The organism is Streptomyces griseus subsp. griseus (assembly GCF_000720255.1).
Taxonomy (GTDB): Bacteria; Actinomycetota; Actinomycetes; order Streptomycetales; family Streptomycetaceae; genus Streptomyces; species Streptomyces griseus_I.
Genome location: NZ_JOJE01000023.1, coordinates 19388 through 32784 on the forward strand (window position 1 = coordinate 19388; position 13397 = coordinate 32784).

General features: G+C 69.4%; 9 protein-coding genes and 1 tRNA gene. 4 read left to right on the forward strand and 6 right to left on the reverse strand.

Annotated features, from left to right (window positions below; all coding sequences use genetic code 11):
• The first annotated feature begins 390 nt into the window (after nt 1-390).
• A tRNA-Gly gene (locus tag IG99_RS27515) sits at nt 391-464 on the forward strand.
• Between the two features lie 287 nt (nt 465-751).
• Here the strand turns inward: IG99_RS27515 and IG99_RS49675 are convergent.
• From IG99_RS49675 to IG99_RS27525, 3 genes are all read right to left on the reverse strand, one after another.
• On the reverse strand, nt 752-964 hold the full coding sequence (locus IG99_RS49675) for a hypothetical protein (protein WP_199815607.1): 213 nt from the start codon (nt 962-964) through the stop codon (nt 752-754).
• 306 nt (nt 965-1270) lie between these two features.
• A complete protein-coding gene (locus IG99_RS27520) occupies nt 1271-1867 on the reverse strand; it encodes a hypothetical protein (protein ID WP_037678207.1) in 597 nt (198 codons plus the stop codon).
• Nucleotides 1868-2741: 874 nt separating this feature from the next.
• Complete coding sequence (locus tag IG99_RS27525; RefSeq protein WP_158973250.1) at nt 2742-3971, reverse strand: hypothetical protein; 1230 nt, start codon at nt 3969-3971, stop codon at nt 2742-2744.
• A gap of 561 nt (nt 3972-4532) precedes the next feature.
• On the opposite strand from IG99_RS27525, the gene IG99_RS27530 reads away from it, so the two are divergent.
• Nucleotides 4533-8258, forward strand: a complete 3726-nt coding sequence (locus IG99_RS27530) for an nSTAND1 domain-containing NTPase (protein ID WP_037678210.1) — start codon at nt 4533-4535, stop codon at nt 8256-8258.
• A 34-nt stretch (nt 8259-8292) separates the two neighbouring features.
• On the opposite strand, the gene IG99_RS27535 is transcribed toward IG99_RS27530, so the two are convergent.
• From IG99_RS27535 to IG99_RS27545, 3 genes are all read right to left on the reverse strand, one after another.
• Nucleotides 8293-8691: a type II toxin-antitoxin system VapC family toxin gene (locus IG99_RS27535; RefSeq protein ID WP_037678212.1), complete on the reverse strand. Its 399-nt coding sequence runs from the start codon at nt 8689-8691 to the stop codon at nt 8293-8295.
• The gene (locus IG99_RS27540) at nt 8688-8969 is read right to left on the reverse strand and encodes a hypothetical protein (protein WP_037678214.1); all 282 of its coding nucleotides are present in this window, start codon (nt 8967-8969) and stop codon (nt 8688-8690) included. Before IG99_RS27540 ends, IG99_RS27535 begins: the two co-directional genes overlap by 4 nt.
• A 674-nt stretch (nt 8970-9643) precedes the next feature.
• The gene (locus IG99_RS27545; RefSeq protein WP_037678216.1) at nt 9644-10666 is read right to left on the reverse strand and encodes a LacI family DNA-binding transcriptional regulator; all 1023 of its coding nucleotides are present in this window, start codon (nt 10664-10666) and stop codon (nt 9644-9646) included.
• Nucleotides 10667-11162: 496 nt separating this feature from the next.
• Between IG99_RS27545 and IG99_RS27550 the strand changes: the two genes are divergently transcribed.
• Nucleotides 11163-12431 carry an ABC transporter substrate-binding protein gene (locus IG99_RS27550; RefSeq protein WP_037678217.1) on the forward strand — a complete coding sequence of 423 codons (1269 nt, stop codon included), beginning with the start codon at nt 11163-11165 and terminating at the stop codon, nt 12429-12431.
• A gap of 91 nt (nt 12432-12522) precedes the next feature.
• On the forward strand, nt 12523-13395 hold the full coding sequence (locus IG99_RS27555) for a carbohydrate ABC transporter permease (RefSeq protein WP_051865945.1): 873 nt from the start codon (nt 12523-12525) through the stop codon (nt 13393-13395).
• Nucleotides 13396-13397 lie beyond the last annotated feature (2 nt).

Consider the following 13397-nt stretch of genomic DNA (forward strand, 5'->3'; position numbering starts at 1 on the left):
CGCGCACACCGAGGGCACCGGACGAGCCGTCCGGGGCCGAGTCGCTCGGCCTGCTGCATCGGGAACGAAGCGGTGGTGAACACGTGCCCATCGGCACAGCGGACGACGGTGCGCTCCATCAAGTCCTAGAGTCCCTTCCCCAAAGAGGCGAGTCTGGCAGGGATGCCCTGACGACGAAAGCCACATTACGGGACGATCAGGACGACCCTCCAGGCGGCACTCCGTCCACGCCAGAGCCTCTCCCGGGGCCCCACCGTACGCCCCAACTCCGGTGCCGTGTACCCGGATCCCACCCCTGAAACGCACACGTCCCCACGGTCTCCAGCACCGGTGGCCGGCCATGAGGTAGAGTGACCAAGCGATCGAAACCGACTCCGGTCGGTGTCTTACGCGGGTGTAGTTTAATGGTAGAACATCAGCTTCCCAAGCTGAGAGCGCGAGTTCGATTCTCGTCACCCGCTCCAGAATGAAACCCCAGGTCAGCGGCCTGGGGTTTGTTTGTTGTCTGGTCCAATTTGGGGGTGGCGCGCCCCTGCGTGCCCTAAGCCGAAGCCGGGCGCTTACCCGGAAGGACTCCAGACCCCGGATCGAGGCCAGCAGCGCCAGACCGTCCCACATATTGAGGCGCATCTTCGGTCATCTGGGTCACAAGTCGAGCAAATGGCAGTTAAGTCGCCATAGCAAATGGCGAGTTCATGGTCGCCCACTAGCCGTGCTGCCCAGGCGGTGGTCCCCGAGCCCTGGCTGGCGGTCAGGGACGTTCGTGCAGTCTCGTCCGGCGCGACTGTCGCGGCCAATAGCGAGGCGGTTCCTTGGTGGGGTCAACAAGATCGAACCGCTGCTTGGTACCGGGGTTCAGCCCTTTGATGTGAACGAGCTGCTGACTTTCCGCCGTGTCGAGTTCACGGACGATCAGAGGCATGGCGGCGATCACAGCGCCCATGGCCAGACCCAGGCCCGTCATGCCCTTGTGGTCGTGGCTGAACCGAATGTGAATGCATGCCGGACTTCTTGATCGCAGCCGTCTCCGACGGGTCCTCCAGCTGACGCCCGTCCTTGGTGAGAAAGTTTGATCTCGCTGACGTGACGTACCTCGTGCCCAGGCAGCAGTCGCCTGAGCATTTCCAGCATCTGTACCGGGACGTTCTCGTCGATGAGGATTCGCATCAGGCAGAGCGCGGTCCCGGGCCCGTCCCTACGACTACGACCGGCGCCACGAATGAGGTGACCGCGGCGCCGGTCGCAGGAACTGATCACTGGCAGGGGCTGATCAGTACACGCGGATCGTGTTGTAGTCGTCCACGGCGATGTTGTCCGACCACGATCCCCACCGGTAGTTGCCGTCCCAGTAGTACTCGCGGCCGGGGAAGTTGGGGACGCCCTGATTGCGGACGGTGCACTGCTTCCCGTTGAGTCGGAAGGCGCCGACGAAGTCACCCTTGCGCCACCGGCGTACGACGACGTGCAGGGCCTGGGCGTGCTTGCCACGGGGGACATTGACCCCCGAGGTGAAGCTGACGGTCGAGGTGGTGGTGCGGCCGAAGCTGGGGAGGATCTGGAGCAGGGCGGTCGTGGGGTTGTTCTGGCCGCCGACGATGACGCCGACCGACCACTGCCAGGTCACCGACTTCGTCTTCGCCCATGAGTACGGGCACGGGCCGGCGCTTCCCCAGTCGCAGAAGTAGATGTCGGAGGAGCGCCAGACGTAGTCCTGCCAGGTGTTGTGGGCCTGCTGCGTGATCTCAGCCCGTGTGGTGTCGCCCTTTCGGACGTCGGGACCGCCCGTCCAGCAAAAGGTGGCCTGGGCGGAGGCGGGGGACGAGCCGGCCATGATCGTGAGCGGCACGAGAGCGGCGCAGGCCGCCATGGCGAGTCGCCTCTTCAGCCGGTGCCGGGGCCTCGATGGGACGATTTCGCCGGTCCTGTTCTCTTCGCCGGCCTGGCTGTGGGCTGATGAACGTACCCATCGTGGCATGTCGGCTCCTCCTGATTTCTCCAGAAAGTCCTGAACGTGTGGGCGGATGGATCTCGCCCCGATCCGGCCCGGCCCGTGACCGGTTCGGTGATTGCGCTCGAACAGCTTCACGAACGTTCTCCTGATCGTGCGCCGGGAGCGTGCGCCCGGCGTCTGACACCGAGATTCACCGCCCCGGAGTTGTTCGGACAGCCCCTCGCCTGGGAGCAATCAATCGCCTGGTCCTCATCTACGGCTTCGTTCACCCCGCACGCCGCTGGGCAATTGCGCACTGTCCCCCCGGCGGCGAGAGTCGGATCGACCCGGCCGGTTCGATGGACACCGGGAAGGGCATCCGGGCGTCGCCGGCGGGGGCCGACGCGCCAGGCGTACGGAGATGTATGCGGGCCTCGGTCGGGTCATGCCGGATCCCGGCAGAGCGAAGAGCGGCACGCGACTGCGGCGACGGTCGCGCAGCTCACCGCGCGGCCGCCTTACGGGCCGGATGAAGAGGCCCTCCGGTCCGCGGCGGACTGGCGCGGATGGCGGCGTCTCTCACGGCGGTGGCGGAGCACCTTCCGTGAAGGCGCCCGCAGCCGTGCAGGTCGCTCCCGCCCTGGCCCAATGTGGGGCGTGCTGGAAAATGCCTCATCCCTTGGCCGTCACCGCGTGCGGTCGGCAGTGTCAGGGGGATGACGCCTGTCTGCGTCCTGCTGCCGCAGGACGACTGCACGAGATCGATGAACCTGAGCAGCGGACGCCGACCGGGACGCGGCCCTGCGCCCGGTCAGCCTGGCGAGGCTCTGCGAGTCGGCCTTCGCATGCCGTTGGAAAGCGAGCGATGCCGCACAGAAGTTCGATACGACCTGACAGTTCGAAACAGCACCGCCGCGATGACGTGACCTTGCCATCCTCGACGGGCGTCAGGGAAGCCCGCAAAGCGCTCGGACAGCCGCTTGCCGAGATCCGGCAAGCAGCCGGATCTCGGCAAGTGAGCAACCGCTGCGGCTCCCCCGCTCAGCCGTGCTTGCAGCGATTGGCCGCGGTGCACGGGCGGGTCCACGGATTCGCCTGGCCTCCGGAGCCGTCCAGGTCGGTCTGGAAGTTGAAGTGGCCGTTCGGGTCGGAGGACGGGTTGTAAGACCACACGGGGCGCGACGTGGTTCGGGTTGTTGGCGTGACCGATGGACCGGAAGGTCAGCGTGCCGAAGTCGATGCGCCCGTTCGTCTCGTGCGCCGTCGTCTCGTAGATACGGACACCGCGGATCGCGTAGTTCGGGCTGTGGTGCACGTACGCCCACTCGTCCTGGTTCTGGTACGTCCGGACCATGTCCTGACGGCCCAGGGTCGCGAGCTGGCTGGGCACGTACATCGCGTTCCGCGCCCACCTGGTGTCGATCTCGTAGATGAAGGTCCGTGCGGTGACCGTGCCGTGGACACAGCTGGACAGCAGGTAGTTCCCGAGGCCCGGGATGAGAGCGTAGAAGGCCATGCGTGCGGTGGAGCAGCGCGGCTGGCCGGCGAGCCGGTCCAGGTTGCCCATGCCCGCGCGCCTCGCGAAGGTCTCGGACACGCCCAGCGTTCCCGTGGTCGAGATGTAGTTGCTGTCGCCGCCCTGCCCGTGCACATGGGCCACGAGATCGTCGTTGGAGCCGAACGCCGTGAAGCCGTGGCTGAAGATGTCCGACGGTGAGCGGCTGTCACCGCGGTACACCGTGAGCGGCATCGTCGGCTGGTTGCCGAGGAAGCGGTTGTGCAGGTTGGGGCAGGTTCCGCTGGATGAGGATCCTTCTCCCGAGTTGCTGCCTCCCGGGCAGGTGTTGCTGACCGCGTGAGCCGCGGACAGCGTGCCGAGCGGGCCACGCAGAGTGGCACACACCGCCAGCAGGAGGACGGAGAGGACCGACAGGATCGTCGGTCTGCGAGGGAGGGACCTTGCGGTTGTCTGCATGGGGGGGCTGTTCTCCAGCTGGTGAGGCACATGATCGGTGCCACGACCGAGGCTGTCGCGCAGCACGTTGATTGGCACCCCTCCCACCAGGGGCAAACAACCCGAATAGGTGTGTCGGGTCACCGTGCGCGGTGACCGCTTGCCTTTCCCCGACACACCCAGCGGCCACTGCGCGCGTCGCGCCGGGACACGGTTTTCGGCCGGGCAGGCCCCTCGACGCCGCAGAGTGGTGGCCCGGGATTCCGTCTCGTCCCGGGCCACGGGTTCAGGGTGGGCTTCCGCCGTCTGCCGCGGTGACGGACAGTCACTGCCGCTGCCGACGACCCGGGGGCGCGGAACCCGGCCGCCGGCTCCCGCCGTCGTCTCGAAGCCGGCCGACTCCGGCCGCTCGGCGAGCCTCCCCGCGCTGCGTGTTCGAACATCACGGGCCCCGTCCGCACCATGTTAAATCGTATTCGATACGGGTCGGATGCCCTGTCCCAGTCCGGGCAGGAGCCGGATCACGTTACCCGCGCGTCATCTTGGGGTCACCCAACCGTATCCGGGCCACTTGTAGATCAGCGCTTCCAACTCCACCCGATGACGCTTTAATCGGATGACTCGCCAGATGTACGGAGGTACGAGCGCATGGGGCGTCCCGAGCGACCCGTGGACCCGACGGCCGGTCCGGCGCAGCGGCTCGCCCATGAGCTGAGGGAGCTGCGCAAGGCCGCCGGCAACCCGTCGTACCGGCGCATGGCCGTGGTGGCCGGCTTCTCGGCAACAACGCTGTCGCAGGCCGCCGCCGGGGAACGGCTGCCGTCCCTCGCCGTCGTCCAGGGGTACGTGCGCGCCTGCGGGGGCGACCCGGACGAGTGGGAGCCGCGCTGGAGGGAGGCCGAGGCGGAGGCGAGCCGGGCGCCCGCCGAGGACGTCGAGGACGGGCCGGCGCCGTACCGGGGGCTCGCCCGGTTCGAGCCGGACGACCGGGACCTGTTCTTCGGCCGGCACCGGGTGATCTCCGAGGTCGGGAAGCTGGTGTGTGAGCATCGGTTCGCCGTGCTGTTCGGGCCTTCGGGGAGCGGGAAGTCCTCGCTGCTGCGGGCGGGACTGATTCCGAGGCTCCAGGAGGAGATCGTTGCGCGAGGCTGCCCCGCGCGGCTGCGGATCCTCACCCCGGGGCCCACGCCTGCCACCGCCTACGGCCATCTCCTCGTCCCGGCCGAGGACAAGCCGGAGGGCTGGGTGGTGGTGGACCAGTTCGAGGAGGTCTTCACCCTCTGCCGCGACCAGCGGGAGCGCTCCCGTTTCATCGACCTGCTGCTCACCGCCCGTGACCCGGACTCCCGACTCCGGGTGCTCGTCGCCGTACGCGCCGACTTCTACGCCCGCTGCGCCGAGCACCGGGGCCTCGCGGACGCCCTGCACGACGCCGGGCTGCTGCTCGGCCCGATGACGGCTGAGGAGCTGCGGGAGGCGGTGACCGGACCGGCGCGGGCGGCTGGGTACCTGGTGGAGCGCACGCTGACCGCGCGCCTGGTGGAGGAGGTCCAGGGCGAGCCCGGCGGGCTGCCGATGCTCTCGCACGTCCTGCTGGAGACCTGGCGCCGCCGCAAGGGCCGCGTGCTCACGCTCGCCGGTTACGAGGCGGCCGGCGGGGTGTGCGGCGCGATCGCGGCGACCGCGGAGGAGGTCTACGGCGGTCTGTCGGTGGGGCAGGCGCGCGCCGCGCGGCATCTGCTGCTGCGGATGGTCGTGCCGAACCAGGGCACCCCGGACACCCGGCGCCCGGTCAGCCTGAAGGAGCTGGCCGAGTGGGCGGACCCGGACGTGCCCGTCATCGTGGAGCGGCTGACCCGGGCCCGCCTGCTGACCGCCGACGAGGAGGGCGTCCAGCTCGCGCACGAGGCGCTCATCACCGGATGGCCCCGGTTACACGGCTGGATCGAGGAGGACCGGGAACGGCTGCGCCACCACCGGATGCTCGCGGACGCCGCCCGCACCTGGCTGGATCACGACCGCGACCCCGGTGCCCTGTACCGGGGCACACGCCTGGCCCGCGCCGAGGAACTGTTCCCGGACCACGCGGGGGACCCGGCGCTGACCGCGCCCGAACGGGTTTTCCTCGCCGCCGCACTGGAGGCCCGTGAGGCGGAGCGCCGAGCCGCCGCCCGGACCGCGCGTCGGCACCGGCGGCTGACGGTCGCCCTGTCCGCCGTCCTCGCGCTCGCGCTGCTGACGGCCTTCGGCGGCTGGTACGAGTACGACACCAACCAGCGCAAGCTCACCCAGGACGCGGCCCGCCGGATCGCCGACGTCGCCGACGCCCTGCGCACCACCGAACCCCGTACCGCGCTGATACTCGGCGTCGCCGCCTGGCAGATGGCCGAGCTGCCCGAGAGCCGCCGGGCCCTGCTCGGCTCCCTCGCCCAGCCGGAGACGGACACCTTCACCGACCCCGCGCCCGGCGACGGCCCCCGCCGAGTCCTCGCCCCCGGTGGCCACGTCCTGCTCAGCTCCAGCGGGACCACGTGGACCACCTGGGACGTCACCAGCCACCGCCGCACCGGCACCGGCCGACTCCCGACGGGCACCGCCACCGACATCGGCGCCGACGGCCGGGTCCTCACCGTGGCCGTCGCCGGCGGGACACGGCTGTGGGACACCGCCACCGGGCGCTGGACCGGCGCCGCCGCGCCGCTGCAGACCGACGACCTCCACATCACCGGCGACGGCCGCGCCGTGCTGGCCGCCGAGGGCGACCGGCTGCGGCTCCGCTCGGTCGCCGACGGCCACGTGCTGTTCGAGACCCCGGTCCAGAACCCGGCGGTGACCGCGCTGAGCGCGGACGGACGTCAGGCCGCCGTCTGCCCCACCGGGCAGGCCCCCCAACTGTGGGACACCGCCGGCCACCGCCGACTGCCCGGCGACTGGCAGCGGGTCCGCTTCTGCGGCGCCGAGACCGCACTCCTCGCGCTCGGCCCCGGCCGCATGGCCGTCGCCCAGGGCAGCCACGTCCTCGTCTGGGACACCACGACGGGCAAGCAGATCGCCGATCTCGACGCCTTGACCGCGCCGTACGTGTCCTTCAACCCGGACGGCGCTTTCGTGGCGACGGCCGACAGCGGCGAGATATGCGTGTGGCGGCTCACCGTCCCAGGGCAGCCCGTCTTCCGGCACTCACTGAACAACCAGTACCTCTACGGCGGCCTGCGCTGGGACCCGGACGGGCACACCCTGCGCTACCTGGAGGGCGGCACCGTCCACACGCTCGACCTCGGCCCGGCCGTCACCCACACCTGGACCTCCGCCGCGCTGGACGACGTCACGATCAGCCCCGACGGCCGCATCTACGCCACCGCCCAGCGCATTGGCGACCACTACCTCTTCCGGCTCCGTTCGACGGCGGACGACCGAGTCCTGCGCACCCTGCCCCCGGTCTCCGTCCCCGCCTCGGCTGATCCCGCCCAGCCGGTGGTGCCCGCCTACACCCTGTCGCTGGAGGCGTTCAGCCCCGACGGCACCCGGTTCGCCTACGGCGTCTCGGCACCCGGACGGGACGCGGTGCACCAGCGGTTCACGGTCTGGGACGTGCCACACGCACGCGCCGTGAACTCACTGGACCTGCCCGGCAGCGCGGCGATCGGGGCGGTGCTGGGCCCGCGAGGCCGCACCCTCTACGCCGCCCGCACTGCTGACACCGGCGACATCGTGGACGAGGCGTGGGACACCGCCCGCAAGCGGCGTACGACGGTGCTCACGGGCGTGACCGCCCAGCATCTGGCCGTCAGCCCGGACGGCTCCCTGCTGGTCGGCGACGGCCGCCTCGCCCGGCTGCCCTCCGGCCGGGCCGCCGCACACGACCTCGTGCAGGGCGAGCAGACCGGCGCGCTGGCGTTCGCCGCCGACGGCTCCCTGTTCGCGGCCGGCGACATGACGGGCCGGGTCGCCCTGTGGGACGGAAGGCTCGGACGGCGCCTGGGCATCCTGCGCAACGTCTTCCCCCGCCCGCTCGGCGCCGACCCGGAGGGCGTCAGCGCCCTCGCGTTCAGCCCCGACGGCCGCACGCTCGCGGTCGCCGGCAGCGCGGGCGGGCTGCAACTGTGGGACGTGGCCACCCAGCAGCGCCTGGGCGACGAACTGACTACACCCGGCGAGGACATCGAGTCGGTGGCCTTCAGCCCCGACGGCACGACCCTGTACGCGGGCAGCGCGCACGTCCCGCTCCAGGCTTACGTCGTCGATCCCGTCCGGGCCCTGACACGGGTGTGCGCACGGGCCGGCGGCACCGGCCTGACCCCGGACCAGTGGCACACCTACGTATCGGACGCCCCGTACCGGCAGGTGTGCGACCGGGCGGCGACGGCCCGGTGAACGCCTCAACGCCGGTCCTGCACGGCGCCTCGGCTCAGACCTTCTCCGCGCTCACGCGTGGATGCTCGGCGGTGAGCAGTCCGATGTCCTCTACGTCGGACGTCAGGATCGTCACCCGGCCGGGATGTTGCAGGGCGGTCGCGCACAGCATGGCGTCAATGGCGTACTTGTGGCCGTGCAGCCCCGCTGCGCGCAGCAAATCGGCAGCGGATTGCGCGACAGTTTGCGTCACCGGCTCGACACTCAGGCGAGACAGGGTCCACTTCAGTGCGGCTTCGTTGATCTTCGGGTGGATCACCTCGACCAGCACCGCAGCCGAGGTGACCACGGGCAGGTCCGCGTCGCGAGCCGCCGTCAGCCACTCGTGGATCTCCCGATCACGCTGTACGGCCTTCGCCAGGCCCTCACTGTCCAGGACCAGGGCACCGCTCACGCGGCCGCCCCGGCACTCGAAGCGCCGCCGGTCAGCCGGGCACGCTTGGCCGCCACGGCCTCGGGGTCGGCCGGGCCGTGCACCTTGTCGAAGTCCGCGATCAGCTCGTCCAGGTTGTCCCGCTCGATCTGCCGCTGGGCCGCCTTCTCCAGGTACGCCGAGACGCCCCTCTTGCCGACCCGGTCACGGATCGCCTGCAGGGTTCCGGCGGTCAGGGTGACGGAGATACCGCTGGTGGGGCCGTCGCCGGGCGGGAAGTCCACGTCGTCATCGGTCACGCTTCGAGTATGCCATTGAATATGGCATAGCGGGTGGCGGCGCGGGATTCCAACTGGATGGCGGAGAAAGCCAGCGCCGGAGGCTGGCGGGTGCTGTGCAGCCGCAACGCCGCTTCAGGCAGCTGGTCTGCGCACGGGGCCGCCCGTGCGCAGTTGCCTCCCGGCGGCGCCGACCTCCCCCTTCTGAGATTCCGTGCCCTCCGCGTGCCCGTAAGGGCGGAGAACCACGGTCGACAGCGGTGCAAACCGGCCCCCGCGACCACCCCAAGGTACAGCTATCTGTGCTGGTCAGAGCCATGGAGCCCGTTCAAGCGCCGTCGCTTCCCAAGCTGAGAGCGCGAGTTCGATTCTCGTCACCCGCTCCATGATGAAGGCCCAGGTCAGAGACCCGGGCCTTTGTGCTGTCCGCTGTGATCACCAGCCCCGTGCCAGATTCGTTTCAGAACGGTGATCGTCGGGGTCACCGGTGCCTTCGTCCGGCACGGCCGCCACTTCCGGCGTGCCTTCGCGTACGTCCACGTCGAACCGGCGGCGACTCCCCGTTGTCGGTCGCCGTCGGCGTGCCCGGAATCAGTGCGTGCCGCTCCTGAGTCTGCCACCGCATCCGGCTCGGCCCGCCGCACAGGTCCTGCGTCCCGTGGCACGCCGGAAGAGCCGGCGCGGCATCGCGCGGGTCACGCCGCGCCGTCACGGGGCGGCGGGGCGGTCGAGTTGCGTACGACGAGCTCCGTACCCACCTCCATGTGCTCCATGAGCAGCCGCTGCCCCTCGATGACGGACAGCAGCGCGCGGGCCGCCTTCTGGCCCATGTCGTGCAGCGGCTGGCGCACGGTGGTCAGGCCGGGAAAACTCTGCGCCGCCTGCGGGAGGTCGTCGAAGCCGACGACGGAGAAGTCGGTGGGCACGTTGAGGCCGCGCGCCCGGGCAGCGTCGATGGCGCCGAGCGCCATGAGGTCGGCACCGGCGACGACCGCCGTCGGACTGTGATCGTCGATCAGACGAGCCGTGGTGCGGAAGCCGCAGGCATAGGAGAAGTCGCACGAGGCGACCAGCCGCTCGTCGACCTCCAGTCCGGCGAGCCGCATCGCGTCCTCGAAGCCCTGGAAGCGGATGGACGTGCTTTCCAGATCCTCCTCACCGCGGAGGTAGGCGATCCGGGTGTGGCCCAGGTCGATGAGGTGCTGCGTGCCCTGACGCATGCCGTGGTAGTTGTCGACGCTCAGCCGGGGCAGCGGTACGTCCAGGTGCCGAGGGTCGATGATGACGCAGGGCAGTTTCTGCCGGCGCAGCAGTTCGACCGTCTCGTCCTCCAGGACCGGCGCGATCATGAGCACGCCGTCGACGAGGCCACGCGCCAGGAACTCGATCCGGTCCTTTTCCCGCACCGCGTCGTGGTAGGTGGCGTTGACGAGCAGTTCCTGCTCGGCACTGGCGAGTTCGTCGGCTACGCCGCGCAGGATCTCCAGTCCGTACTGACTGGTCAGGTCCAGTGCTATGAGGCCGATGAGCCCACTACGGCCGGCCTTGAGGTTGCGGGCCGAGACGTTCGGCCGGTAGCCGAGCCGCCCGGCCACCTCCAGGACACGGCGTCGGGTCTCCTCTGAGGCCCCCGGCTTGCCATTGATGACGTTGGACACGGTCATCGCGGAGACGCCGGCCTCCTCGGCCACCTGCGCGATCGTCGCCCGCCCTGCCACCCGAACTCCTTCTGTCTGCCGACTTCGGTCGAACGGTGTCCGCTCGTCGGATCCCCCGGCGGACGCCACCCCTGCGGTGCCGCGCCCCCTCGGCGCGAAGCCCGCTATGTGGAGCCAGAAGGGCGCGCACCCGCTCCCCTCACCCATGAACACACGCGGGAAACTGTAACGATAAGGCAGCAGGCGCGTCAACGGAACCGCCTACTGCCGCATGGTGCAAGCCCGACATTAACGGCAATAGCGGGACATTTAGCCTGCTGCTCCCGGGATCACGACCACGCCAACCAAGCCAATCGGCCACAGAAAGTTACGTATAGATGTCAGCTAAGTTTTGCGTTACAGTCCCCGCAATCGGCATGAACGATCGCCGCAAAGTCGGGTCGACCGGTCCCTTTCCGTATGTGTCAGCACATTCCCGACACGGAAACCGACCAGCCCGTTCAAACCCCTTCAGAGATGACAAGTCGGTCCGTACCGACGATGGGTGAGGTGTGCAATGAAGCGCTCTGGGAGACGTCTCGCGGTCGCCACCACGGTCGCCGCCATGGCGATGTCGCTGGCCGCGTGCGGAGGCGGGTCGTCCGGCGCCTCCAGCGACGGCACGGTGACCATCCACGTGCAGGCGTGGAAGGGAGGCGGCGCGGAGCCGGCGAACGTCGCGGAGATCAACAAGGCGTTCGAGAAGGCCCACCCGAAGATCAAGGTCGACTTCGAGTACATCACCGCGAACGACACCTACGTCCAGAAGCTCCAGCCCGAGCTGCTCGGTGGCAAGGCCGGCGACGTGATCATGGTCGACACGGACAAGATGAAGAAGTGGGGCGCCTCCGGCTACCTCGCCGACCTGTCCGGGGAGTCGTGGGCGAGCAGAATAGCCCCGGACGCCAAGCCCTTCGCGCAGGCCGACGGCAAGACCCTCGCGATGCCGATGGAGCTGATCGGCATCGGCCTGTACGCCAACATGGACCTGCTGAAGAAGGCGGGCATCACCGAAGTCCCCGCCGACTGGCCGACGTTCCTCGCGGACCTCGCCAAGGTCAAGAAGGCCGGCATCGACCCCATCGCGCTGCCCGACAAGAGCGGGTGGACCGGCAGCTCCGTCTTCCAGGCGAGCGGTTCGACCACCGTCTACCAGAAGAACAAGCAGTGGGACGCCGACTTCCTCGACGGCAAGGCGTCGTTCAACCCCGACTGGAAGGCGTCGCTGGAGCAATTGAAGACCCTGGAGGACAAGGGGTACGTCAACTGGAAGAACCAACTCGGCATCGACGAGTGGGCACAGGGCCCGCAGGACTTCAGCGCCGGCAAGAGCGCCTTCTGGTACCAGGGCGCATGGCAAATCTCCAACATCAAGAAGGCCGGCTTCCCGGTCTCCTTCGCTCCCTGGCCGGGCGGCGCCGAGGGCACCAAGCCCAACAGCATGCTGTTCGCCGGCACGATGTGGGGCGTCAACTCCCAGTCGCAGCAGGGTGACGCGGCACGCGAGTACGTCAAATTCTGGTCGCAGAACGAGAACCTCGCCAAGTTCCTGGAGGCCGAGAACGCGGAGTCTCCGTTCACGGACGGCACCACGCCGGAAGCCACCGCGACGACGGCCTTCACCACGGCCTTCAAGGACGGCCGTTACCGGATCCTCCCGTCAAACTCCTGGTACGCCGCGGCCGCAGAGACCGAGACCGGCTCCAAGATCCAGGCCTACCTGCTGGGCAAGGCGTCCGCCGCACAGACGCTGAAGGACATCCAGACCGCGGCGTCCGCCAAGTAACCGGCCACCCCTGGTCAGCCGTGGGGGGAGCGCGATCGGCGGCTCCCGATCGCCCCCCACCACGGCCCGTCCGGGCAAGAGGAGGACCCCCGTGTTCCACCGACGGCGTGCCACCATGGCCGCCTTCCTGCTTCCGGCGATCGTCATATACGGCGTGTTCATGCTGTATCCGCTGGCCCGCGGCGTCTATCTGAGCATGACCGACAGCCTCGGCGGACCGATCGCCAACTTCGTCGGCACGGAGCAGTACCGTGCCATGGCCGACGACCCGAAGGTCACCTCGGCCCTGTGGCACACCGTGCTGTACGCGGCGGTCGTCGTGGTCTCACAGAACGCCCTCGGTCTGCTCTTCGCGAGCCTGCTCTTCCGCCGGCCCAAGGTGCGCAAGGGGCTCAGCGTGGTGCTGCTGACCCCCACGCTCGTCTCCCCGGTGATGGCGGCCTTCATCTGGTCGTACCTGTTCGCCCCGGAGGGCGGCATCAACGCGCTGCTCGGCGTGTTCGGGCTCGACTCACTGCAGCACGTCTGGCTCGGGGACACCTCCACCGCCCTGTACGCGGTCGCCGCCGTCAACGTCTGGATGTTCGCGGGCTACTCCTGCGCCATCTTCCTCGCCGGCTACATGAGCGTGCCCACCGAACTGCTCGACGCGGCCGCGGTGGACGGCGCGAGCGGCTGGCAGCGATTCCGCAGCGTGGAGTGGCCGATGCTGGCTCCCGCGCTGACCGTGAACGTCACGCTCAGCCTCATCGGCTCGCTCAAGGTCTTCGAGTTCCCCCTCGTCCTCACCAACGGCGGCCCGGCCGGTGCCACGGACACCCTGACCATGCTCGTCTACCGGAACGTCTTCGGCGGCGGGAAGTTCGCCTTCGGCATCGCGGTCTCGGTCCTGCTCCTGGTGACCGTGGTCGTCCTGTCCAGCGCCACCTCCTCCCTGCTCCGGCTCCGCGAGCGACGAATCTGACG

Bases quoted from the DNA above. Each gene is read 5' to 3' on its own strand.
- IG99_RS27550 (WP_037678217.1), top strand. From the start codon at position 11,163: ATGAAGCGCTCTGGGAGACGTCTCGCGGTCGCCACCACGGTCGCCGCC.
- IG99_RS27520 (WP_037678207.1), bottom strand. From the start codon at position 1,867: ATGGCGGCCTGCGCCGCTCTCGTGCCGCTCACGATCATGGCCGGCTCG.
- IG99_RS27530 (WP_037678210.1), top strand. From the start codon at position 4,533: ATGGGGCGTCCCGAGCGACCCGTGGACCCGACGGCCGGTCCGGCGCAG.
- IG99_RS49675 (WP_199815607.1), bottom strand. From the start codon at position 964: ATGACGGGCCTGGGTCTGGCCATGGGCGCTGTGATCGCCGCCATGCCT.